The organism is Mesorhizobium sp. M1423 (assembly GCF_040317575.1).
Lineage (GTDB): Bacteria > Pseudomonadota > Alphaproteobacteria > Rhizobiales > Rhizobiaceae > Mesorhizobium.
In genome coordinates, this window is record NZ_JAMYKU010000003.1 from 168,732 (window position 1) to 190,379 (window position 21,648).

The following is a 21,648-nucleotide window of genomic DNA, read 5'->3' on the forward strand; positions in this document are numbered from 1 at the left end:
CGGTCCGGCGAAACAGAGGGAAGGAGAACCCTGTGATCCACAAATCCAATTCATGGCGCGGAGCCATCGGCAAAATGGCCCGTGCCTTCGTCCTGGCCGGTGCGACGGCCTGGCTCGCGCTCGGTATCCACGGTCAGGCGATCGCCGCGGGCGAGATGTCCCAGGACCAGTTCGACCAGCGCATCCACGATTATATCCTCGCGCATCCCGAGGTCGTCATGGAGGCGCTGCAGAGCCTCGATGCCCGCCAGCGCGAGGCCGCGGCAAAAGAGGCGAAGGCTGCCCTGGCGGCCAAGGCCGACGATATCTTCCGGGACCCGGCGAGCCCGGTCGGCGGCAACGCCGAAGGCGACGTCATCATGGTCGAGTTCTTTGACTACAACTGCCCCTATTGCCGCCAGGTTGCGCCGATCCTGGCGCAAGCCGTGGCCGACGATCCGCAGCTCAAAATCGTCTACAAGGAATTCCCGATCCTCAGCACGGATTCCGTATTTGCTTCCAAGGCGGCTCTCGCCGCAATGCGCCAGGGCAAGTACATGGCATTCCACAAGGCCTTGTATGCGGTGAAGACGCGGGTGACCGAAGCGGTCGTGCTGAAGGTTGCTGCCGACGTCGGTCTCGATGTGGCTAAGCTGAAGACCGACATGCAGCGGCCCGATATCCAGGCGTCGATCGACCGGAATACGCAACTGGCACAGGCGCTGAAGATCAGTGGCACGCCAAGCTTCGTCGTTGGCGAGCAGATTTTCCCCGGCGCGACCGACCTCGCAACGATGAAGAAACTGATCGAGCAGGCGAGGAACAGCAAATGAGCCGGATATGCCATCCAACCCGACGGACGGTTGTTCTGGGCAGCGCCTTTGGCGTCGCTGCGGTCGTCGGCTTGCTCAAGGGGCCGGATTTGACGATCGCCGCGGAGGATTCCGATCTGGTGCGCCGTTTCAAATATCTCAGCCAGAACGGCAACAGCACGTGTTCGGCCAAGTTCACGGAGTCGATTGCGACCATGCCGGCGATGTCGCGGATCACGGGCTCGTGCTGCAGCCCTATGGAGACGAAGCGCTATGCCGAGCAGGTGAACGGTTTGGCCAGGTACCGCGAGATCGCGATGATCCCGAGCGATCCGTACGATATTCCGGCCGGCGTCGCACAGAAGATGATGCCCTACTACGATGTGAAACTCTCCGGCGACGAGCAGCGGGCCTATGACTATGCGATGGCTAATTCCAACGAGAAAGGCCCTTGCTGCTGCCAATGCTGGCGCTGGAAAGTGTATGGCGGATTGGCGAAGTTCCTGATCCGCGAGCACGGTTTCACCAGCAAGCAGGTCGTCGACGTCTGGGATCTCTCGGACGGCTGCGGCGGAGGTATGTGAGACGGCAAGGACAGGACACTTCCGGTTGGCGGGACAAGGCGACAGGCGGCCGATCGGTTTCCTCGTCGTCTTGACCGAATTCCACGGCGGCTAATTGCCTTCGCAGTCGCCGATGCTTACCGACGAAGGCGGGCCTTCACTGACCGTAAAGGTGATTGCAATGATGAATGGTCCAATGGGTACGTGGATGATGGGCGGCATGGCGCTCGTCTGGGTCCTGGTGTTCGTCGCCCTCTTGCTCGCGATTGCAGCCCTGGTCAAATACCTGCGAACCTGAAGCCCGTAGACACCTTCAGGCATACGGCTATGCGATGGCAATTCCGGGGAGAAGGGGCCAGCCAGCTGCCAGCTGTAGCGGTAGCATATTAGACGACCGGGACGACACGACCCCGCACCACTCGTCAGGCAAAGCCTGGAACCGGCTTGGTCTTGCCGCTCAGTTGCGCGCCCAATGTCAGTGCCTGCGGGAAATTCCGGACGATCGCCGCCATCAAGGTGGCGCTGCCGGGGCGGAGGGCAATTCCGGCGAGGGCCGCGGCAGCGTAGACCCGTGTCGAAAACAGTCTTTTCCAGGCCGCCTCATAGCGTCTGGCAGCGGCCTCGCGTCCCGCTCGGCCACTTGGCGCGGATGCGAGTTCGCAAGCCAGCAGCCAGCCGGACTGCAGCGCCATCGAGATGCCCTCGGCGATAACAGGATGAGACTCTCCGGCTGCATTGCCGACGCGGAAGATGTCCTCTTCGTAGCACGAGCGAATTCCCGGCCGGATCGGACCTGCGGCAAGCCACGGACCGTCGAGGCGCGCCGGTTTCAGGGCGTCTCTCACGCCCCGGCATGAGTCCACGAGATGGCGGGAGACCGCATCGGCGGCCGGCACATAGCTCCGGCGTTTGGGGCCATGTTGCTTGCGTAACCGCGCGAGCATATCGCGGCGAATGCAGCACGAGATCGACAAGCGGCCATGGTCGGCCGAGACCATGCCGCCATATCCGCCGGGAAAAGCCAGCAGCGGCATCAGATCCGGCGCCAGCGACGACCCGATGAAATGCGCCTTGAAGCCGAGCAGGTCCGACGGCCGGTTGGCCTTTGCGAGCTGGCTGGGCAATGGTCCCGGCTCCCACGAGCCGTGCGCGGCGACAATCACCGGCGCGCGCAACATCGCCGTTTCGTCCCCGGCTTGAATTCGTACCCTTTGCATCTCGCCGTCCCGGTCGATGGCGACGGCGCGGCAGGGCTGGAAGATTTCGACACCCGCCGATCGCGCCGTCTGCAAAAGCAGAGAGTCGAGAATGTCCCGGCCGAGTGCCCGGCCGAAGCCGTCTTTTGCAGGAGGCCCAGCTCCTGCACGTGGCATTGCCGCCTCGACGCAGGTTTCGCCGGAAAACAAACCGACGCGGCGGATTTCGGGGCCGGCATCGGTACGCCAGGCATCGCCGATCTCCAGCTGGTCGAGAAGCGCAAGATTGCTTGCCGAGATGTATTCGCCGCAGACCTTGCGGCGCGGAAATGCGGTCTTTTCCACAATTGCCACGGCCCATCCGCGCCGGGCCAGCGTGAGCGCAACGGACGTCCCCGCCGGGCCGGCACCGATGACGATCGCGTCATGAGTCGACAATCGCGTCATGAGTCGCTGCCGGCACTGGCGCCGACGAAGATGTGGGAGAAGAGGCCGGCGCGCCGCTCCTCGACCGGTTTGCCGTTGGCCGCAAGCCAGAGACCGGAAAGCTCGCTGCCGCGAAAGCCGGCACGCACGCTTTGCGCCGCATCGTTTCGTGTGACGTCATTGGCGCCGATTGCCGGGAGAAGACGGGTCGCGGCCAGCGCCAGTTTCGCCCGCAACGGCTCAGTCGCCAGCAGCAACGGGGCTTTCGGCCTGATCAGCGAAAACAGACGCACGAGCTGCGCATCGTCGAGATGATGCAGGAACAGATTGACCGTGACGGCGTCGAACCGTGCGCCCTCGATCTTTCCTGCCCAGTCGAAGACATCGGCGGTGATCCCTTCAGCCTTCCATCCCAGCCTGTCAAAATCGCCGCGCAATTGCGCGGTGACGAGGCTGACGCGGTCGAGCATCATCAGTTCGACCCCAGGCCAATGCCTGGCCATGCGCCGCGCCACCGCCAGCATGAAGGAGCCATCGCCGGCGCCGATCTCCAGAATGCGGCGTGGCGGCTTTGGCACAAACCTCCTGAGCAACGACGTCATGATCGGCACCTGAAACATCAGCATATTGATGCGCCGAAGGTCGCGGCGCGCGGTCAGCGCTCGCGGATCGTCGGCCGCAAGGCCGTCAAGGATTTCCGGCGCAAGCTGCCGATGCTCCAGGCCGCTCATGACACCGTTCGAAAGAGCATGGTTTCGGCCGTCAGCCCGGGTCCGAACGACATGCCGCAGCCGAGCAGGCCGGCAGGCGCCTTCAGCATCTCTTTCATCACGAACATGACGGTCGCCGACGACATGTTCCCGTATTGGCGCAACACCGCGCGCGATGGTTCCAGCGCGGTGGGCTCCAGTTCCAGAGCCCTTTCGACGGCATCGAACACCGAACGCCCACCCGGGTGCACGGCCCAAAGGTCGATCGCCTCGGTCGGCCGGCCACCGAGGATGGCGGCCTGGTTGCTCCGCAACGCTTCATGAATCGCTGCCGGCACTTGGCCGGAAAGAACCATTTCGAATCCGTGGTCGCGAATATTCCAGCGCATCAGATCCCGCCGCTCCCTCGCCACCAGACAGTGAAAGCTATCGAGCTCGATGCCGAGCGGCTCGGAAGTGATGAGCGCAGCCGCACAGCCGTCTCCCCAGAGGCAGAACGACAGCAGTTTTTCCAGTTCGGTGGTTTGACGCAGGTGCATCGTGCAGAGCTCGATATTGACCAGCAGGACCTTGGCCTGCGGGTCGGAGCGGACGATGTGACGCGCCAGCTTGAGGCCGTTGATCGCCGCGTAGCAACCCATGAAACCGATCATCGTGCGTTCGACCTCGTTCGGCAGCCCGCAACGCGCAACCAGCTCGAGATCGATGCCCGGCGCCGAAAAACCGGTGCAGGTAGTGACGATAAGATGGGTGATGCGGGAAGCGTCGCCGCCAAGTTGCAATCCGTCGATGCCCTTTTGCGCCAGAACAGGTGCGGCATCGTCGAACATCGCCATTCTCATGGCCGTTCCGGGAAACGCGCCCCGAATGAAGGTCCCGGCCAGGTCGGCGGATGGTCCTTCGGGATCGGACGCCGGCGCAAAGCAGGAATAGCGGTGCTCGATGCCGGCAAGATCGGCCATGCGTTCGAAGATCCTCCGGCGATCGGCCGCGAGCATCGAGGCCGCGAAACGCAGGTAGAATTGATGAACCTCGTGCTCCGGCACCGCTGTCGCGATCCGGTTGATATAGGCCTTGACGGGCATGTTCTATCTCCTCGGCGTCTGCACGGCGTAACGTGCCGCCGGAGGGTCCTTGCTGATCGGTACCTGGTGCCGGGCGCCGAGTTTGAGCGCTGTTCGATAAACGTTTCCGAAAACTGATTTCTTCCCGAAGGTTCAGTATGCGCTGTTGGCAGGCAAACGGTTGGAGCCGGCGGGCGGTTGCGTCGGGCATCCAAAATCGCCACATCATGTTGACCTTCCATCTACTGGAAGGTCTATTTCCTCCGATAAAGGAGATTTCCGATATGAACATCGGCGTCGCATCCGAAAAATCCGGCCTACCGGCCAAGACGATCCGCTACTACGAGGACATCGGGCTCTTGCACCCGGCCCGGACAGACAATGGCTATCGCGATTACTCGACGGCCGATATTCACCGGCTGCGCTTCCTGCAGCGCTCGCGAAGCCTGGGGTTTTCGGTCGACGAATGCCGCCAGTTGCTCTCGCTGTACCAAGACAGGGAACGTGACAGCGCTGACGTGAAGGCGATCGCGAAAGCCAAGTTGGTGGAGATCGACAGGAAGATCGCCGAACTGGTCGGATTGCGCGGCTTGCTTCACCATCTGGTCAGTCACTGCCACGGCGACGAGCGGCCGGAGTGCCCGATCATCGACGAGTTGGCGGGACAAGGCGTGGCCCAGTGAGGCTCGCAGCCGCTCTAACAGTGCTGTCGCTTGCCTGCGTCTCTGTCGTGCTCGCTGCCGCCCATTCGAGCCGTGATGCGGTCATCGAGGCTCGCCAGGCCTCGATGAAGGAAATGGCTGCGGCGGCAAAGGCGATCGCCGGGATGTTCGACGGCAAGCGGGCGTATGACGCCGCGGCTTTCAAAGCGGCGGCCGAGGCCATCCGCGCCCGCACCGGCCCTTCCCTCATTGCCGAATTCCCCAGCGCGACATTGGGTGCGCCTTCAGGCGCCAAGCTGGATATCGACCCTGCCCGCGCGGAGTTCGAAGGGCTGGCTCGCCACATCGGGACGCTGGCCAGCGCCCTGGCCTCCGACGCCGAGCGGGTGCCGCCGCGCATTACCGACGACATGAGAATGGGTTCCGGCCCGGCGATGGGCGGTGGCAGCCTGCTTGGCAAGCGACCGGGGACGGCGGAAGCCGATCCCGCCAAATTGCCGGCGGAGCACCTCCTGCATCTCATCTTGCAGGATTGCTCGAGCTGCCACTCGAAGTTCCGGCAAAAGGTCGAGTGATGGCGTCAGCTCCGCAGCTGCTGATCCGCCATGAAATTGCGCCAGCCGCCGAAATGCGAAATCTCTTCTGCATCGGTAAGGCCGGCACTTTCAACGAGGAAGCCTTTCGGCGAAGTTCCGTCGTCGAGCAGAAGCGTCCCGATGCCGAGCGGCGGCGGGATCGCCGCGACGAAGCGACCGAAGGCTTGCGGCGACAGCCGCCAGACTTCGACCTCGATGGCTGTGCCCTTGCCATTGCAGGTGCGCTCGAGCCCCGGTCTCGACACCGACTGGCCGGCGAGTGCGTAAAGCCGGTAGAGCGGCGCCGTTCTCGCAGCCCGGGCGAAAATCGCGCCGAGCTGCTGCAACTGGCCGTTCAGCGCCATCCCCGATAGATGCGCGCCGACCACGGCCAGCTCGATCGTGCCTTCATCCACGTCCACGCGGATATCGCCACGCGGCGGCAGCGGCCAGCCGGTAGCGCCCAGCGCAAGGCCGCTTGCCGCATGGACATCGCGCGCAAGCGACGCCGTCAGATGGTCCTTGCCCGCCGCGGCAAGCAAGGTGACGCTCATCGGCAAACCGTCGCTGCGGGTTCCGGTCGGCACGGCGATGCCGCACATGTCGAGCAGATTGACGAAGTTGGTGTAGGTGCCGAGCCGGCTGTTGGTGACGATAGGGTCAGCCAACACCGCTTCGACTGTGTAATGCGTCGGCGCGGTCGGCACACAGAAAAGATCGACCGAGGCGATAACCGGCGCAAGCTTGGCCTTGTAGGCCTGCAAGGCATAGAGCCCGTTGAAGGCGTCCGCTGCGGAAAGTTTTCGCGCACCGCCGATGATCTGCCGCGTCACCGGATGCATGGCCGCCTCGTTGGCATCCATGAAGTCCCTGATCGCGGTGTAACGCTCGGCCACCCAGGCGCCCTCGTAAAGCAGATTGGCGGTGGCGTAGAAATCGCCGAACGGGATTTCGACCAGCCTGCAGCCCAGCGTCTCCAGCGAGGCAAGAGCGGCCTCGAAGCCCGCCTGCATCGCCTGGTCGCCGAAGAACGTCCGATCGGCCTTGGCCGGCACGCCAACCGTCAGCACCGGTGGGCGCGCGGCAAGCGGTTGGATGCCGAGGTCACGTGAATAGGGATCGGCGTCGTCCTTCGCCGCCGCGACCTCGAACACGCTGTAGGCGTCGTCGACGTTGAGTGCGAAGACGGAGACGCAGTCGAGCGTGCGGCAGGCCGGCACGACGCCGGCGGCCGACAGCGCGCCGACGCTCGGCTTCAGCCCGACGATGTTGTTGAGGCCGGCGGGTATGCGGCCCGAACCGGCGGTGTCGGTACCGAGCGCGAACGAGACGATGCCACGCGCCGTCGCCACGGCCGAGCCGCATGAGGAGCCGCCCGGCACCAGTGTCGGGTCGATCGCATTCCTCGGGATCGGATAGGGCGTGCGCACGCCGACCAGGCCGGTAGCGAACTGGTCGAGATTGGTCTTGCCGACGACCAGCGCGCCGGCGGCCTTGAGCCGCGCGACGACGGTGGCGTCGTTCGCCGGCAAGTAGGCATATTCCGCGCAGGCCGCCGTGGTCGGCATGCCGGCAACATCGATGTTGTCCTTGACCGCGAACGGAACGCCCCACAGTGGCTTTGCCAACGGATCGAACGGGCCGAGCTTTTCCGCCTCGGCAAGCATCTCCGCCCTGCTCGCCAGATGGATGAAGATGCCCGGGTCATCGGCCGCCGCGAGCCGCGCATGGACCGTATCGATCATATCGCCAATACTGAGGCCGGCCTGATAGGCGGCGTGCAGGCTCGCTATGTCGAAGCGGATGTCGCTCATTCGGCCTCGCCCTGAATGACGACCGGCAGGTTCCACTGGATGAGTACGACGCAGCCGTCTTTTGTCCACACCGAATGCTCGGTTCCAACCGGGTTCAGGATCACACTGCCCGCTGCATAATCGCCGTTCTCGTCGCTCTGCGAGCCTTCCAGCACGATGATCGTTTCCAGCCCGGCGTGGCGGTGACGCGGCACGCCGGCGCCCGCCCGGTAGTTGAGAATCGCGACCGACGGTTCCGTCGATCCCCCCTTGAGCAGCCAATGCACCGTGATGCCTTCGCGAAAAGGCTCGAATGGCAGATCACGCCAGCCCCCTTGGATGAGGGCCTGGTATGCAATGTTAGGCATTGGAAATTCCCTCGAGCACCTGGTCCGTTGTCGCCGTCCAGCCGACGATCGCGCCCTGCGCCCTGATCATGGCAAGGGCTGCCGTCTTGAACTCCGGAAAATAGCTCTCCGTCGCATCCTCCGCCAGCAGGCATTCATAGCCGCGGTCGTTGGCCTCGCGCATCGTCGTCTGCACGCAGACCTCCGTCGTCACCCCGGCAAAGACCAGTTGCTGTGCGCCGAGCCGCTTGAGGTCATCGCCGAAGCTGGTGGCATAGAACGCGCCCTTGCCGGGTTTTTCGATGACGATCTCGCCAGGCAATGGTGCAAGTTCATCGAGGATCGCCGTTCCCGGTTCGCCGACGATCAGCACGCGACCCATGGGACCGATATCGCCGATGCGGATCGACGGATTGCCGCGATTGCGCTTGGCCGGGGGCAGATCCGAAAAATCTGCCTTGTGGCACTCCATCGTGTGGATCACCGGCAGGCCAGCGGCGCGAAACCCTTCGAGCAGCCTTTTCACCGTCGGCACGATCGCCGTGATCCGGCTGACGTCGTTGCCGAGGCTGGCGCCGAAGCCGCCGGGCTCGGCGAAATCGCGCTGCATGTCGATGACGACCAGCGCCATCGCCTCAGGCTTGAAGGCAAACGGGAACGGCAGCGCCTCGATCTCAGCCATCAATGATGTCCCGCCATGTGCTCGCCGATCGTCTGCACGCTCGCCTGCGCGATCGGCGTCTCGTAGACCAGCGCGCCATCCGACATGACGAAGATGCGGTCCGAGAGCTCAAGCAGCTCGTCGAGGTCCTCCGACATCAAAAGCACTGCAGCACCGGCATTGCGCGCCTTCATGATGCGGGCGCGTATTTCGGCGACGGCGGAGAAGTCGAGGCCGAAGCAGGGGTTCGACACGATGAGCAAATCGACCTCGCCGGTCAGTTCCCGCGCCAGCACCGCGCGCTGCACATTGCCGCCCGACAATGATGAAATCGGCGAAGCGAGCGAGGCCGTCTTGACCTTGAACTGTTCGACAAGACGGGCCGCGTAGTCCCTGATCGCGCTCATCCTGATCCAGTTGACCGGCTTGCCGGCCTCGTTGAGGTCGAAGGTCCGGAAGGCCATGTTTTCGGCCACCGTCATCCGCGGTGCGCAGGCATTGCGCAATGGCTCCTCCGGAATGAAGCGGACATTGAGCGTGCGCGCCTCGCTGCGGCTGGCACCATAGGGCGAGCCTTTCACCAGAACGTCGCCCGCATTGCGTGCCCGCTGTCCGGCAAGGACTTCGAGAAACTCCTTCTGGCCGTTGCCGGAGATGCCGGCGATGCCGACGATCTCGCCGGACTTCACGTCGAGCTCGCCGATGTCGATGCTTTTCAAGCCGGTGCGGTCAGGCGCCTTCAGCGACTTTACCGTCAGCACCTGCCTGGCGCCGGCCGGCACCGGAGCGCGACTGTCGAGTGCTGCAATCGGTTGGTCGCCGATCATCATCGCCGCCATTTGCTTGTGCGAAAGTTCGGAGACCTTTCCGGTTCCGGTCAGCCTGCCCTTGCGCAACACGGTGATGTCGTCGGCAAAGGCCGTCACCTCGTGGAATTTGTGCGAGATCATCAGCACGGTGAGGTCGCCTGTCCTGGTCATGTCGCGCACCAGGCCAAGCACTTCCTGTGCCTCGCCAGGGGTGAGCACCGAAGTCGGCTCGTCGAGCACCAGGAAACTGCGGCCGAGATAGAGCTGCTTGACGATTTCGAGCTTCTGCTTCTCGCCGGCTGCAAGTTCCGCCACCTTGACGTCGAGCGGCAGCTTGAACGGCATCCGCTGCATGAATTGCGCAAGTGCGGCGCGCTCCTTGCGCCAGTCGATGACGCCCGGCACTTTCTCGCGGGAAATGACCAGGTTTTCCGCACCGGTCAGCGACGGGACGAGGGTAAAATGCTGATAGACCATGCCTAGCCCGAGCGCCGAGGCATCCTTCGGGCTGGCTATCGCGACCTCGCGGGCATCGACCAGCATGTCGCCGGCGGTCGGGCGGTAAAAACCCATCATGCATTTGACCAGCGTCGACTTGCCGGCACCGTTTTCGCCGAGCAGCGCATGGAATGATCCCGCTGGCACCTTGATCGAGACATCGTCCAGCGCGGTGAAGGCGCCGAAGCGCATGGTCATGCCGATAGTCTCGACGCCGACGGCTTTCTTGACGATGGTTCCGCTCAAGATCGCCCCCTCACGGCAGCTGCGCGACGAAGGACGCCGAGCTCGACACCGCGCCGAACACGCCGCCCTGCATCTTGATCATCTTGATCGCGGCGAGATGGTTGCCGTAGTCGGTCGCGCCGCAGCAGTCCTCAAGCATCACGCATTCGAAGCCGCGATCATTGGCCTCGCGCATGGTCGTGTGGACGCAGACATCGGTGGTGATGCCGGTCAGCACGATGTTTTCGATGCCGCGCTGGTGCAGGATCAGCTCCAGATCGGTGGCGCAGAACGAGCCCTTGCCCGGCTTGTCGATGATCGGTTCGCCCGCCGCCGGATAGAGGTCGGGGATGATATCCCAGCCTGGTTCGCCGCGCACCAGGATGCGCCCGCAAGGTCCGGGGTCGCCAATGCCGGCATTGATGCGGCGTGAGCGCCAGCGCTTGTTGGCCGGCAGGTCGGCGAGATCGGGCCGGTGGCCCTCGCGCGTGTGGATGATGGTGTAGCCCTGGGCCCGCATGGCTGCAAGCACCGACTTGATCGGCTCGATCGGCGCCCGCACCAGCGAAAGATCGTAGCCCATATGATCGACATAGCCGCCCGGCCCGCAGAAATCGGTCTGCATATCGATGATGATCAGAGCCGTATTGTCCGACCGCAGCTCGCCATTGTAGGGCCATGGATAAGGGTCGGCGTCGATGTAGCGCTGGGTGATCTCGGCTCTGGCGTTCATCGGGAAAACTCCAGTCATTTGGTGATCGACAACTCGCCCGGCGCGCCGGCAAGCGAGCGGCTCGGCGACGAGGTGGCGATCATGATGATGAGCGTGAGGATGTAAGGTGCGGCGTAGAAGAGATAGTAGCCCTGCGTTACCCCGACCGATTGCAACGCCGGGCCTAGCGCCCCGGCGCCGCCGAACAACAGTGCCGCGGCAAAGCAGCCGAGCGGGTTCCAGCGTGCGAAGATGACCAGCGCCACCGCCATCAGCCCCTGCCCCGACGAGATGCGTTCGGTCCAGCTGCCGGGGTAATAGAGCGACAGATAGGCGCCGCCGATGCCGGCGAGCGCGCCGCCGACGCCTGTCGCAAGCAGGCGCACGGTGTTGGGATTGAGGCCCATGGCGCGCGCCGCATCGGAGCTGTCGCCGACGACGCGTACGATCAGGCCGGCGCGGGTGTTACGGAAGGCCCACCACAGGAACAGCGCAAGTGCGGCCCCGATCAGGAACAGCACGTTGACGTTGAGCGCCGCCTGCACCTGCGGAATATTCGACCAGCCACCGAAGGCGATGGCCGGCAGGTCTGGCGCCGAGGGCTGGATGAACGGCTTGCCGAAGAAGAAGGCGAGACCCGAGCCGAACAGCATCAGCGCGATGCCGATGGCGATGTCGTTAACCCCGCGGAATTTGCAGATCCAGCCATGGAACAGCCCGAAGCAAAGACCGGCACCGGCGGCAGCCAGCACGCCGAGCCATGGCGAGCCGGTCACCACTGCTACCGCATAGGCGGTCATTGCGCCGAAGACCAGCGTGCCTTCGAGGCCGAGATTGATGCGGCCGGAGCGCTCGGTGATGGCTTCGCCGAGCGACACGAAGATGAACGGCGTCGAGACGCGGATGGCGCCGCCGAGAATGGCGAGCGGCACGCCCCACAGGCCGATCTCGGTCGCGTCCATCAGGAGCCCCTCTTCCACAGATCGGGATTGAAAACCTTGAAGCGGCCGTAAAAGGTTTCGCTGAACAGGATGACCACGAAGAGCATGCCTTGCAGCACCAGCACGGTGGCGTCGGGCAGGTCCATGCGGCGCTGGATCAGCCCGCCGGAAGCGCCGATGCCGCCGAGCAGGAAAGCGACCGGGATGATGGCGAGCGGATTGTGGCGGGCGAGGAAGGCGACGAGGATGCCGGTATAGCCGTAGCCGGCGGCGAGCGAGGCGTTGGCGCTGCCTTGCACGGCGCCGACTTCCAGCATGCCGGCCAGCCCGGCAAAGCCGCCGGCGAGCCCGGTAAAGCCGACGATCAGCGGGCCGACGGCAAGCCCTTGCACCTGGGCCGCCCTGACATTGCCGCCGGCAATGCGGGCGGCAAACCCCCAGCGCGTCTTTTCGATCAACAGCCAGGACAGGACGCAGGCGACGATGCCGACGACAAGGCCCCAGTGCACGTCCATGCCTGGAATGTTGCCGATGCGGTAGGCATCCGCCAGCGGCTCGGTCGAGGGTTTGTTGAGCGAGGCCGGATCGCGCAGCGGCCCTTCGACCAGATGGTTCATCAGCGCGATGGCGATATAGGCCATCAGCAGGCTGGATATGGTTTCGTTGACGGCGCGGTAGTGGCGGAGTGCGCCGACGGCACCGATCCAGATGCCGCCAGCGACCATGCCCGCCACGCCCATCAGCAGGATGACCACAAAAGCCGGCGCGCCATTCGCCGCGACGCCGATGGCGGCGGCGGCAACGCCGCCCAGCACAATCGCGCCTTCGCCGCCGATGACGACGAGGCCGAGCCGAGCCGGCAGCGCCACGCAGAGCGCTGCCAGCAGAAGCGGTGCTGCCCGCGACAGCGAGTTCTGGATCGAGAACCACGAGCCGAAGCCGCCGCGCCACATCGTCTCGTAGAGCTGGACCGGCGACTTGCCGACCAGCGCGATGAATAGGCTGAACAGCACCATGCCGACGATCAGCGCCGCGAGCGGGATGACGAAGGCTTCGGCGCGCCGTGCCACCCATTCGAGTGCCGCCCGATAATTCCTGGCGCCAAACAGCGCCGGTGCGCCCGCAGTGCTGACCGTGTCTGCCATGGCCCGTCTCCGATCCGGTTCAGGCGGTCGAACCGACGACGCCCTCGACGAGGTAGTCCATGCTTTCGAGCTCGAGCGCGGTCTCGACGAAGGCCTGGCCCTCGGTCGCGACGACGACGCCCTTGTTGCTCTTCAGCGGACCCTTGATGACGGAAAATCCGCCTTTCATCATTTCGGCCAGCGTGCCGTCGAACTGCTTGCGGGCGGCATCGCCGACGGCGGGGCCGAGCGGGCTCATCTTGACGAAGCCGTCTGCCAGGCCACCGCGTGTGAAATTGGGCAGCGGCGTGCCGGCCACCAGATCGTCGACGAACATCTTGTAGACCTTGGCCCAGTTCCATTCCGCGCCGGTCAGGTATTTCTCCGGCGCCAGCGGGCTCTGGTTGGCATGATAGCCGCAGACGAAGGCGCCACGTCCGGCCGCCGTCTCGACCACCACCTTGGGGCTGTCGACATGACAGGTGATGACGTCGGCGCCCTGGTCGACCAGCGCATTGGTGGCCTCCGCCTCCTTGACCGCCAGCGACCACTCGCCGGTGAAGATCACCTGGCAGGTGATGGTCGGGTCGACCGAGCGCGCGCCGAGCAGGAAGGAATTGATGTTGAGCAGCACCTGCGGGATCGGCTTTGCCGCGACGAAGCCGAGCTTCTTGGTTTTGCTGGTGTGGCCGGCGACGACGCCGTTCAGATACTGGCCCATGCCGATATAGCCGAAATAGGAACCGGCATTCATCGGATGCTTGTCCTTGTTCCACATGCCGCCGCAATGGCGGAACTGCACGTCGGGGAATTTCGCGCACATGGCCAGCATATGCGGATCGAAATAGCCGAACGAGGTCGGGAAGATCAGCGACGCACCGTCGAGATTGATCATCGATTCCATCGTCTTCTGCACGTCGACCGTCTCCGGCACGTTCTCCTCTTCGACGACGGAAATGCCTTCGATCCCCTTCAGCGTGGCGGCGCCTTCGGCATGCGCCTGGTTGTAGCCGTAATCGTCCTTTGGCCCGACATAGATGAAGCCGACGATTGCGGTCGCGGCGAAGGCCCTGCTGATCGGAAACGATGCGGACGCAAGACCGAGCGCCGCTCCGGCGGCGGAAGTCTTGAGCAGGTCGCGGCGGCTAAGCATGAATCGCTCGGTCATGTGAATGCTCCCTCTATGGGGCCTTTGGGGCCGGTTAACACCTCAATGAAAGAAGTGTATGCAATCAGCGTGCCAGTTTCAGAAATGGGATTTATTCAGCAATATCAACGAGTGTGCCGATGTAGCCTGCACAAAGCCGGAGCAATTGCATACACTTTTTGCCTCTAAAACGGCCAATTTGACATGAAGGCTAAAACATAGGCATACAGAGCTGCGGAGGAATCGAAGCCGGTGCGTGGCTTATGGCTGCGCGAAGAGACTGGACGGAGGAGACGTGTCGGCAAAGCGCAATTTGATCAGGTCGGGCACGACCGTCGATCAGATGGTGAGGGCGATCAGCGACCGGATCGTTACCGGTTTCCTGCGTCCCGGCGAAAAACTCGACGAAGCCTCGCTCGCCGCCCGCTTCGACGTCTCACGCACGCCTATCAGGGAAGCGCTCAGCCGGCTCAGCGCCATGGGACTGGTCGAAAGGCGGCCGAACCGCGGCGCCACCGTCGCCGTGATGACGCAGGAGCACCTCGCCTCGATGTTCGAGAGCATGGCCGAGCTTGAAGCGATCTGCGCGCGCTTCTCGGCCGAGCGCATGACGGCCGGCGAGCGCCGCACGCTGGAGGCCGAGCACCGGGCCTCAGCACGCTTCGTGCAGCTCGGTGCCGAAGAAGAGTATGAGATTTTCAACACCGAATTCCACACCCGGCTCTATCGCGGCGCGCACAGCAAGCACATTTATGAGTTGACCGTCATGACCCGCGGCCGGCTGGCGCCGTTCAGGCGCGCGCAATTCATGCTGCCCGGCCGGCTGGCCCAGTCCTGGCAAGAGCATGACGCCATCGTTACCGCAATCATGCGCGGCGACAGTACGGCCGCCGGAACAGCCGCCAAGGACCATGTCTCGATCGTCAGCGAGGCGAGCGCCGTCTTTGCCATCGGCGACCGCCCTAAAGGCAAGGCCGAGCCGTTTCCGACATCGGCCTCCTAGCCTCAATCGACCAGCACGGCCACCACGGCAGCACAGTCGCCGGCCTTGACCAATCCGGGGAAATGCCGCGCCGCCAACAGACCGGACATCTTGGCCCGGATCTCCTGCGGAGCGCCGCCGGTGCGGCCGATCGAATGGATGCGCGCCAGCACCTGGTTTTCTGCCACCGGCTCGCCGAGATCGATCATGGTTTCGATCATCCCGTCGTCCTCGGCGAACGAGAAGCAATCTCCCGATGGCATGTCGAGCCAGCGGGTCGGCTGCATCTCGACCGCGCCGGCGACGATGCCGGCATGGCGCAGCACATTGAGCACGCCGCGACGCGCGATCCGCACCGTTTCCGCGCGCGAAGTTCCGCCGCCGCCGAGCTCGGTGGTGATGAACAGCTTGCCCATCTCTTCGGCGGCAGTGTCGAACATGCCGACCGCGTCGATCTCCAGCATCTTCATCGACCAGGGTGCCGAGAAAGCTTCAACCGCAGCGAACCCCTTCTCTTCCAGCACCTTGTCGGGCCGGATATGGGCGGCGCAGAACGGCACGAAGTCGAGCGTCTTGCCGCCGGAATGGAAATCGAGCGCGATGTCGGTGCGCGGCAGAAGTTCGCGCTGGAAATAATCGGCGATCTTCTCGGTCACCGTACCGTCGGGCCGGCCGGGAAAGCTGCGGTTGAGATTGCCCTTGTCGATCGGCGAGGTGCGCGTGCCGGCGCGGAACGCCGGATAATTCATCGCCGGCACGATGATGACCGTGCCGCTGACCTGCCTCGGATCGAGCGTGCGGGCGAGATCGTAAAGCGCCAGCGGCCCCTCATATTCGTCGCCATGATTACCGCCGGTGAGCAATGCACTCGGCCCGTTGCCGTTGCGGATGACGCAGATCGGGATCATCACCGATCCCCAGGCGGAATCGTCACGGCTGTAAGGCAGGCGCAAGAAACCGTGCTGCACGCCGTCGCGCTCGAAATCGACGCTCGGCGTGATCGGTGATGGGCGAAGGCTGGACATCGGGCTCAATTCTTCACCACCAGCTTGCGCGGCACATTGGCCAGGCACGCGACCCCGGTTTCGGTGATCAGGATGGATTCGGTGATCTCCAGCCCCATCGTCTCCAGCCACAGGCCGGTCATGAAATGGAAGGTCATGCCGGGCTTGAGCTCGGTGCGGTCGCCTGGGCGCAGGCTCATCGTGCGTTCGCCCCAGTCCGGCGGATAGGAAAGCCCGATCGGATAGCCGGTACGGTTGTCCTTGACGATGCCGTATCTCTTCAGGACCGCGAAGAAGGCGTTGGCGATGTCCTCGCAGGTGTTGCCGGGCTTGGCCGCGGCAAGTCCCGCCTCCATGCCTTCCAGCGTCGCCTTCTCGGCATCGAGGAATTCCTGCGTCGGTTTGCCGAGGAAGACGGTGCGCGACAGCGGACAATGGTAGCGGTTGTAGCAGCCGGCGATCTCGAAGAAAGTGCCCTCGCCCGATTTCATCGGCCTGTCGTCCCAGGTCAGATGCGGTGCCGATGCATCAGTGCCTGACGGCAGCAGCGGCACGATCGCCGGATAGTCGCCGCCAATGCCGTCGACGCCGCGCGTGCCGGCATCATAGATCTCGGCGACCAGGTCGCATTTGCGCATGCCGACTTCGATCTTGTCGACGATGCGCTGGTGCATCGCTTCGACGATGCGGGCGGCTTTGCGCATGTAGTCGATTTCGGTCGGGCTCTTCACTGCGCGCTGCCAGTTGACCAGTGCCGTGGCATCGACGAAGCGGGCGTTGGGCAAGTGCCTCTGCAGCGATGCGAAGGCAGCGGCCGAGAACCAGTAATTGTCCATCTCGACACCGATGCTGAGCTTGCCCCAGCCGCGATCGGCGAGCACGCTGGACAGAAAATCCATCGGATGGCGCTCGGTCGACTGCACATAGTTGTCGGCATAGCCGACGATGTTGTCGTGCGCGAGATAGGCGGTGCGCTTGGCGCCGTTGGCGTCCTGGCCGCGCCCGTACCACACCGGCTCGCCCGACGGTGGCACGACGACCGCCTGGTGTACGTAGAACGACCAGCCGTCATAGCCGGTCAGCCAGGCCATGTTGGACGGATCGCTGACAACAAGCAGATCGACGCCCTTGGCCGCCATCGCCTTCCGCGTCTTGGCGAGGCGCTCCGCATATTCGCCGCGCGAGAATTTCAAATTAGGCTGCATTGTTCTTGGTCCTCGTTTGTTGGGCCTTGCGGCCGGTATCAGCTTTCGAAAATCGTTCCGGTCTTGGCTGCATGCGCGCGGTCGCGGGCGAGCGTGGCGATCGCCGTGTCCTGCACGCCGGTGCCGGTCAGATCGGCAATGGTGATGTCGCTGTCCGAACGCCGGCCATGCCTTTCGCCGGCGATGATGTGGCCAAGCTCGGTGATCTCGGCATTGGCCGCCATCACGCCCGCCGCGATGGCATGGTGCAGTTCGCCCAGGCGCCGCGTCTGTTTCGCACTGTCGGCGACGTAGAGGTCGGCCATGCGCAGGATCGCCGGCGCGATCTCGTTCTTGTGCTCCGCGTCCGAGCCCATCGCGGTGATGTGCTGGCCGGCGGAGACGAAGCCGGCCTTGATCAGCGGCTCGGTCGACGGCGTCGTGGTGACGATGATGTCGGCATCGGCCGCAGCCTTTGCCGCGTCCGGCTCGGCGTGAACGGCGATGCCCAGTCTTTCGGACAATGCGTTCGCCACAGCTTCGGCCTTGGCGGCATCCCTTGCCCAGATGCGGGCCTCGGTAATCGGCCGCACCAGCATCAGCGCCTCGAGTTGCAGTCCGGCCTGAACACCGGCGCCGAAGATTGCGGCAACGGAGGAGTCCGGACGCGACAGATGTTTGGCGGCGACCGCGCCGGCCGCCGCCGTGCGGATGTCGGTGAGATAGCCATTGTCGAGCAGCAGCGCCTCGACCAGCCCGGTCTTCGCCGACAGCAGCACCATCATGCCGTTGACGCTAGGCAGGCCGAGCTTCGGATTATCGAAAAAGCCGGGGCTGATCTTGATCGCAAAACCGTCGATGCCCGGCACATAGGCGGTCTTGACATCGACCTCGCCGCGATGCTCGGGAATGTCGAGCCGCAGGATCGGCGGCATCGCCACCGGCAAGGTGGCGAGCGCGCGAAACGCGTTCTCGACACAGGCGACGGCATCGAGATCGAGCTTCACGATCTTGCGCAATTCAGCTTCGGTGAGGATCGTCATCCGGCTCATGCTGCGCTCTCCGCAATTGCTTCGCCGCAAATGATCTTGCGGTGCAGTGTCATGTCGATGTTGCGGCCGGACAGCACGAGCACCGTCGGGCCGTTCGCCCCGACCTTGCCGGCAAGCACAGCCGCAATGCCGACCGCGCCGGCGCCTTCGACGATCTCGCGCTCCTGCTCATAAGCATGGCGGATGCCGGCGGCGATCTCGTCCTCGCTGAGCAGGATCACATCATCGAGCAGATCACGGCACATGGCGAAGGTCAGCCGGTTGTCGAGCCCAATGCCGCCGCCGAGCGAGTCGGCCAGCGTCGGCAGTTCCTCGACCGACACCGGATGCCCGGCGTCGAGGCTTGCCTTCATCGCCGCACCGCGCGCCATCGAAACGCCGATGACCCTCGTTGCCGGGCTGACGCCCTTGACGGCAGCGGCAACGCCAGCCGCCAGCCCACCGCCGGAAAGCGGCACCAACACCAGCGCGGCGTCCGCAACTTGTTCCATGATCTCCAGCCCAAGTGTTCCTTGCCCGGCAAGGACCGCAGGATGATCGAAAGGCGGCAGCATGATCAGCCCCTCTTCCGCGACCAGCCGTTCGACCTCCCGCTGCGCATCGTCCTGGCTGTTGCCGACGATGCGGATCTCGGCGCCGAGCCGACGGATTTCCTCGAGCTTGTTCTCAGGCACCAGCCGCGACATGCAGATCGTCGCGTGGATGCCTTGCAGTCGAGCGGCATAGGCAAGCGCCCGGCCATGGTTGCCGGTCGAGGCCGCGACGACGCCGCGCGCGCTCTCCTCTTCTGTCAACGAGGCGATAGCGTTCGAGGCACCGCGCAACTTGAAGGCGCCGGTGGTCTGCCGATGTTCGAGCTTGAGATAAACAGGAGCGTCCAAGTGTTGGGAAAGACTCGGGGAAGTGACGGTCGGCGTGCGCTCGACCTTGCCTGCGATGCGCTCGCGTGCGGCGCGGATGTCGGAGAGGCTTATCCTGGACGTGGTCATGGCTCTGCAATCAGTTCAACGGCAGCGTCATCAGGCGGCCGAATTCGGGGCGTGGCTCGTCGTCGCCGCAAAGCCGCAGGCAATTCCAGGCTGTCGCCTGGTTGCTGGTGACGACGGGACGGCCGATGGCTTCTTCCATACCGACAACTGCCAGCGCCGACCGCAGCGCCGTGCAGGACACGAACAGCGCGTCGGCCTGCGGGGCCGTCGCCTCGCGGGCCAGATCGACCAAGGATTTCGGCGCAATCCGCGCCATCTCGCGGTCATCCTCGAAGCCGAGGCAAGTGAAGCTGGCGATCTCGAAACCGTGTGCCGCGAAATAGGCCGCCATTGGCCGGCTCGTCTCGACCGTATAGGGGGTGAGGATGCTGATTGTCCTGGCGCCCAGCGCCTTCAGGCCGCGCACTCCGGCCATCGGCGGCGTCACCACCGGCGCGCCGGGTTTCGCGGCCTTCACCGCCGCCTCGATTTCGGCATCGCCGATCACGACGGAGGCCGAGGTGCAGGAATAGCAGATCGCATCGAGCGGTTCGTCAGGAAGGATCAGGGCCGCGCCCGCCGTCAGTGACGGCTGCATCTTGCGCAAATTCTCCGGCGTCGTCGGGTTGGCGTAGGGAATACGCGCGACATAGACGCCGATACGATCGCTTGCCACCATGCGGTGAAAATCCGGTTCGCTCGTATGGTCGGTGGCAAGGATAATCAGGCCGACCCGCTTTTCCAGCGGACGTGCATCGAGCGCTGGACGGGCCGAGCGCAGGCGGATATCGGGTGCAGCGCTCATCGTTCGATCCGCCCATAACGGTGTTCCAGCCAGCGCAGCAGCACCACCGAGAACAGGCTGATGGCGAGGAAGAAGGCGCCGACCAAGGTGATCGGTTCGATATACCGATAATAGGTATTGGCGACGCTCTTGGCCTGGTTCATCAGTTCCAGCACGGTGATCGCCGACAGCAGCGGCGTCTCTTTGAACATGGCGATGAAATAATTGGCAAGCGCCGGGATCATCGGCGGGATCGCCTGCGGCATGATGATGTGCGTCCAGGTCTGCGTGGCGTTCAGATTGCAGGCCTTGGCCGCTTCCCATTGGCCGCGCGGCACATTATCGATGCCGGCGCGGTAGACCTCGGCTGTGTAGGTGCCGTAATGCAGCCCGAGACCGATGACGCCCGCCACCAGCGGCGGCAACAGGACGCCGAAATCCGGCAGCACGTAGAAGATGAAATAGAGCTGCACCAATAGCGGCGTGCCGCGGATGAACTCGGCAAGGAAGCCGATCGTGCGCGACAGAGCCCTGTTCGGCGAACGGCGCGCCAACGCGATGCCCAGCCCAACGATGGCCGCCAGCACCGAGCCGAGCAGCGTCGCCAGAATGGTGATCTTCACCCCCTGGATCAGCGTCGGCAGGATCTGCCGGACAAAATCCCAATCCCATTCCATTACAGAGCCCGATCCATCAGACGCGCACCCCGTCGAGGCCGCGCGCCATGCGGCGTTCCAGCGACCGCACGCCCCATGAGATGAGTAGCGCCAGCACGAAATAGATGACGAGAATGGTGCTGAACGGCACCAGCGTGTTGCCGGTCTGCGAGCGCACCACCTGCGCCTGGAAGGTCAGGTCGGCAAGCGAGATCAGCGAGACGACGGCGGTGGCCTTGAGCAATTCAATGGCGTTGTTGCCGAAGGTCGGCAGCATCACCAGCAGTGCCTGTGGCAGGATGATATGGCGCATGGCTTGCCAGCGGCCGAGATTGAGCGCGGTGCAGGCCTCGTATTGTTCGCGGCCGATCGACTTGATGGCGCCGCGCACCACTTCCGCCGCATAGGCCCCGACATTCAGGCCCAGCGCCAGCACGCCGGCCTGCAGCGGCGTCAGCGAGATGCCGGCGAAAGGCAGCACGAAATAGGCCCAGAACAGCTGCACGAAGATCGAGGTGCCGCGGAAGAACTCGATATAGGCGGTGGCCAGCGCGCGTAGCACAAAAAACCGCGACAGCCGCCCCAGCCCGGCAAGAAAGGCCATGATCAAGGCCAGCACCGACCCCATCAGCGTCAGCTCGATGGTGACAAGCGCTCCTTGCAAAATCAGGCCGAAATAGCCGGACCATTGGGTCATTGGTCGAAAGGGCTCCGCATTGAATATTTGGCGAGGCGATCACTTCAGCGTCCTTCTCCCCGTTCACGGGGAGAAGA

23 protein-coding genes are annotated in these 21,648 nt (G+C 64.1%); 5 read left to right on the plus strand and 18 right to left on the minus strand.

The features are described 5' to 3' along the window. The first annotated feature begins 32 nt into the window (after window positions 1-32). Together NKG95_RS05660 and NKG95_RS05665 are read left to right on the plus strand one after the other, a co-directional pair. Window positions 33-812: a DsbA family protein gene (locus NKG95_RS05660; RefSeq protein ID WP_352484015.1), complete on the plus strand. Its 780-nt coding sequence runs from the start codon at window positions 33-35 to the stop codon at window positions 810-812. After that, window positions 809-1,375: a hypothetical protein gene (locus NKG95_RS05665; RefSeq protein ID WP_353040157.1), complete on the plus strand. Its 567-nt coding sequence runs from the start codon at window positions 809-811 to the stop codon at window positions 1,373-1,375. The genes NKG95_RS05660 and NKG95_RS05665 overlap by 4 nt, the downstream gene beginning before the upstream one ends. Window positions 1,376-1,776: 401 nt before the next feature. Here NKG95_RS05665 and NKG95_RS05670 read toward each other — a convergent pair whose 3' ends face one another. From NKG95_RS05670 to NKG95_RS05680, 3 genes are read right to left on the minus strand one after another with little or no spacing between them, the layout of a single operon-like run. Next, window positions 1,777-2,997: an NAD(P)/FAD-dependent oxidoreductase gene (locus tag NKG95_RS05670; RefSeq protein WP_353040158.1), complete on the minus strand. Its 1,221-nt coding sequence runs from the start codon at window positions 2,995-2,997 to the stop codon at window positions 1,777-1,779. After that, on the minus strand, window positions 2,994-3,707 hold the full coding sequence (locus tag NKG95_RS05675) for a methyltransferase domain-containing protein (protein WP_023720635.1): 714 nt from the start codon (window positions 3,705-3,707) through the stop codon (window positions 2,994-2,996). The genes NKG95_RS05670 and NKG95_RS05675 overlap by 4 nt, the downstream gene beginning before the upstream one ends. Further along, window positions 3,704-4,771 carry a type III polyketide synthase gene (locus NKG95_RS05680; RefSeq protein WP_353040159.1) on the minus strand — a complete coding sequence of 356 codons (1,068 nt, stop codon included), beginning with the start codon at window positions 4,769-4,771 and terminating at the stop codon, window positions 3,704-3,706. Before NKG95_RS05680 ends, NKG95_RS05675 begins: the two co-directional genes overlap by 4 nt. Before the next feature lie 263 nt (window positions 4,772-5,034). Between NKG95_RS05680 and cueR the strand changes: the two genes are divergently transcribed. Beyond that, a complete protein-coding gene (gene cueR / locus NKG95_RS05685) occupies window positions 5,035-5,433 on the plus strand; it encodes a Cu(I)-responsive transcriptional regulator (RefSeq protein ID WP_031194477.1) in 399 nt (132 codons plus the stop codon). Beyond that, window positions 5,430-5,987: a cytochrome c gene (locus tag NKG95_RS05690; protein WP_352855734.1), complete on the plus strand. Its 558-nt coding sequence runs from the start codon at window positions 5,430-5,432 to the stop codon at window positions 5,985-5,987. The genes cueR and NKG95_RS05690 overlap by 4 nt, the downstream gene beginning before the upstream one ends. A 5-nt stretch (window positions 5,988-5,992) precedes the next feature. Here the strand turns inward: NKG95_RS05690 and atzF are convergent, their stop codons facing one another. Genes atzF through NKG95_RS05730 form a run of 8 tightly spaced genes read right to left on the minus strand, consistent with a single transcriptional unit; the run spans window position 5,993 to window position 14,265 of the window. Then, complete coding sequence (gene atzF, locus NKG95_RS05695) at window positions 5,993-7,801, minus strand: allophanate hydrolase (RefSeq protein ID WP_023720639.1); 1,809 nt, start codon at window positions 7,799-7,801, stop codon at window positions 5,993-5,995. Further along, window positions 7,798-8,148, minus strand: a complete 351-nt coding sequence (locus NKG95_RS05700) for a cupin domain-containing protein (protein WP_023720640.1) — start codon at window positions 8,146-8,148, stop codon at window positions 7,798-7,800. The genes atzF and NKG95_RS05700 overlap by 4 nt, the downstream gene beginning before the upstream one ends. Next, the gene (locus NKG95_RS05705) at window positions 8,141-8,809 is read right to left on the minus strand and encodes a cysteine hydrolase family protein (protein WP_023720641.1); all 669 of its coding nucleotides are present in this window, start codon (window positions 8,807-8,809) and stop codon (window positions 8,141-8,143) included. The genes NKG95_RS05700 and NKG95_RS05705 overlap by 8 nt, the downstream gene beginning before the upstream one ends. Further along, on the minus strand, window positions 8,809-10,341 hold the full coding sequence (locus NKG95_RS05710) for an ABC transporter ATP-binding protein (protein ID WP_023720642.1): 1,533 nt from the start codon (window positions 10,339-10,341) through the stop codon (window positions 8,809-8,811). Before NKG95_RS05710 ends, NKG95_RS05705 begins: the two co-directional genes overlap by 1 nt. A gap of 10 nt (window positions 10,342-10,351) precedes the next feature. Then, complete coding sequence (gene biuH, locus NKG95_RS05715; RefSeq protein ID WP_023720643.1) at window positions 10,352-11,053, minus strand: biuret amidohydrolase; 702 nt, start codon at window positions 11,051-11,053, stop codon at window positions 10,352-10,354. 14 nt (window positions 11,054-11,067) lie between these two features. After that, window positions 11,068-11,994, minus strand: a complete 927-nt coding sequence (locus NKG95_RS05720; protein ID WP_023720644.1) for an ABC transporter permease — start codon at window positions 11,992-11,994, stop codon at window positions 11,068-11,070. Then, window positions 11,994-13,118, minus strand: a complete 1,125-nt coding sequence (locus NKG95_RS05725) for an ABC transporter permease (protein WP_352639440.1) — start codon at window positions 13,116-13,118, stop codon at window positions 11,994-11,996. Before NKG95_RS05725 ends, NKG95_RS05720 begins: the two co-directional genes overlap by 1 nt. Before the next feature lie 19 nt (window positions 13,119-13,137). Beyond that, window positions 13,138-14,265 (minus strand): BMP family ABC transporter substrate-binding protein, encoded by a 1,128-nt coding sequence (locus NKG95_RS05730; RefSeq protein ID WP_353040160.1) that lies wholly within the window; start codon window positions 14,263-14,265, stop codon window positions 13,138-13,140. Window positions 14,266-14,587: 322 nt separating this feature from the next. Between NKG95_RS05730 and NKG95_RS05735 the strand changes: the two genes are divergently transcribed. Then, complete coding sequence (locus tag NKG95_RS05735; protein WP_352494540.1) at window positions 14,588-15,247, plus strand: GntR family transcriptional regulator; 660 nt, start codon at window positions 14,588-14,590, stop codon at window positions 15,245-15,247. A gap of 2 nt (window positions 15,248-15,249) precedes the next feature. Here the strand turns inward: NKG95_RS05735 and doeB are convergent, their stop codons facing one another. The 7 genes from doeB to ehuC are packed head-to-tail and all read right to left on the minus strand — an operon-like array spanning window position 15,250 to window position 21,571. Beyond that, window positions 15,250-16,251: a N(2)-acetyl-L-2,4-diaminobutanoate deacetylase DoeB gene (gene doeB / locus NKG95_RS05740; RefSeq protein WP_352494460.1), complete on the minus strand. Its 1,002-nt coding sequence runs from the start codon at window positions 16,249-16,251 to the stop codon at window positions 15,250-15,252. Between the two features lie 5 nt (window positions 16,252-16,256). Next, window positions 16,257-17,435 (minus strand): ectoine hydrolase DoeA, encoded by a 1,179-nt coding sequence (gene doeA, locus NKG95_RS05745; protein ID WP_353040161.1) that lies wholly within the window; start codon window positions 17,433-17,435, stop codon window positions 16,257-16,259. 38 nt (window positions 17,436-17,473) lie between these two features. After that, on the minus strand, window positions 17,474-18,466 hold the full coding sequence (locus NKG95_RS05750) for a cyclodeaminase (protein ID WP_353040162.1): 993 nt from the start codon (window positions 18,464-18,466) through the stop codon (window positions 17,474-17,476). Further along, window positions 18,463-19,455, minus strand: a complete 993-nt coding sequence (gene eutB / locus NKG95_RS05755) for a hydroxyectoine utilization dehydratase EutB (RefSeq protein WP_353040163.1) — start codon at window positions 19,453-19,455, stop codon at window positions 18,463-18,465. Before eutB ends, NKG95_RS05750 begins: the two co-directional genes overlap by 4 nt. A gap of 10 nt (window positions 19,456-19,465) precedes the next feature. Next, on the minus strand, window positions 19,466-20,239 hold the full coding sequence (gene eutA, locus NKG95_RS05760; protein WP_352484025.1) for an ectoine utilization protein EutA: 774 nt from the start codon (window positions 20,237-20,239) through the stop codon (window positions 19,466-19,468). Beyond that, a complete protein-coding gene (ehuD, locus tag NKG95_RS05765) occupies window positions 20,236-20,895 on the minus strand; it encodes an ectoine/hydroxyectoine ABC transporter permease subunit EhuD (RefSeq protein WP_023720653.1) in 660 nt (219 codons plus the stop codon). Before ehuD ends, eutA begins: the two co-directional genes overlap by 4 nt. A gap of 16 nt (window positions 20,896-20,911) precedes the next feature. Next, window positions 20,912-21,571, minus strand: coding sequence for an ectoine/hydroxyectoine ABC transporter permease subunit EhuC (ehuC, locus tag NKG95_RS05770; RefSeq protein WP_023720654.1), 660 nt, complete (start codon window positions 21,569-21,571; stop codon window positions 20,912-20,914). Window positions 21,572-21,648 lie beyond the last annotated feature (77 nt).

What these genes read in the sequence shown, in the direction of transcription:
- NKG95_RS05665 (WP_353040157.1), top strand. Translation starts at nt 809, where the DNA reads ATGAGCCGGATATGCCATCCAACCCGACGGACGGTTGTTCTGGGCAGC.
- NKG95_RS05670 (WP_353040158.1), bottom strand. Translation starts at nt 2,997, where the DNA reads ATGACGCGATTGTCGACTCATGACGCGATCGTCATCGGTGCCGGCCCG.
- NKG95_RS05675 (WP_023720635.1), bottom strand. Translation starts at nt 3,707, where the DNA reads ATGAGCGGCCTGGAGCATCGGCAGCTTGCGCCGGAAATCCTTGACGGC.
- NKG95_RS05680 (WP_353040159.1), bottom strand. Translation starts at nt 4,771, where the DNA reads ATGCCCGTCAAGGCCTATATCAACCGGATCGCGACAGCGGTGCCGGAG.
- cueR (WP_031194477.1), top strand. Translation starts at nt 5,035, where the DNA reads ATGAACATCGGCGTCGCATCCGAAAAATCCGGCCTACCGGCCAAGACG.
- atzF (WP_023720639.1), bottom strand. Translation starts at nt 7,801, where the DNA reads ATGAGCGACATCCGCTTCGACATAGCGAGCCTGCACGCCGCCTATCAG.
- NKG95_RS05700 (WP_023720640.1), bottom strand. Translation starts at nt 8,148, where the DNA reads ATGCCTAACATTGCATACCAGGCCCTCATCCAAGGGGGCTGGCGTGAT.
- NKG95_RS05705 (WP_023720641.1), bottom strand. Translation starts at nt 8,809, where the DNA reads ATGGCTGAGATCGAGGCGCTGCCGTTCCCGTTTGCCTTCAAGCCTGAG.
- biuH (WP_023720643.1), bottom strand. Translation starts at nt 11,053, where the DNA reads ATGAACGCCAGAGCCGAGATCACCCAGCGCTACATCGACGCCGACCCT.
- NKG95_RS05720 (WP_023720644.1), bottom strand. Translation starts at nt 11,994, where the DNA reads ATGGACGCGACCGAGATCGGCCTGTGGGGCGTGCCGCTCGCCATTCTC.
- NKG95_RS05725 (WP_352639440.1), bottom strand. Translation starts at nt 13,118, where the DNA reads ATGGCAGACACGGTCAGCACTGCGGGCGCACCGGCGCTGTTTGGCGCC.
- NKG95_RS05730 (WP_353040160.1), bottom strand. Translation starts at nt 14,265, where the DNA reads ATGACCGAGCGATTCATGCTTAGCCGCCGCGACCTGCTCAAGACTTCC.
- NKG95_RS05735 (WP_352494540.1), top strand. Translation starts at nt 14,588, where the DNA reads ATGGTGAGGGCGATCAGCGACCGGATCGTTACCGGTTTCCTGCGTCCC.
- doeB (WP_352494460.1), bottom strand. Translation starts at nt 16,251, where the DNA reads ATGTCCAGCCTTCGCCCATCACCGATCACGCCGAGCGTCGATTTCGAG.
- doeA (WP_353040161.1), bottom strand. Translation starts at nt 17,435, where the DNA reads ATGCAGCCTAATTTGAAATTCTCGCGCGGCGAATATGCGGAGCGCCTC.
- NKG95_RS05750 (WP_353040162.1), bottom strand. Translation starts at nt 18,466, where the DNA reads ATGAGCCGGATGACGATCCTCACCGAAGCTGAATTGCGCAAGATCGTG.
- eutB (WP_353040163.1), bottom strand. Translation starts at nt 19,455, where the DNA reads ATGACCACGTCCAGGATAAGCCTCTCCGACATCCGCGCCGCACGCGAG.
- eutA (WP_352484025.1), bottom strand. Translation starts at nt 20,239, where the DNA reads ATGAGCGCTGCACCCGATATCCGCCTGCGCTCGGCCCGTCCAGCGCTC.
- ehuD (WP_023720653.1), bottom strand. Translation starts at nt 20,895, where the DNA reads ATGGAATGGGATTGGGATTTTGTCCGGCAGATCCTGCCGACGCTGATC.
- ehuC (WP_023720654.1), bottom strand. Translation starts at nt 21,571, where the DNA reads ATGACCCAATGGTCCGGCTATTTCGGCCTGATTTTGCAAGGAGCGCTT.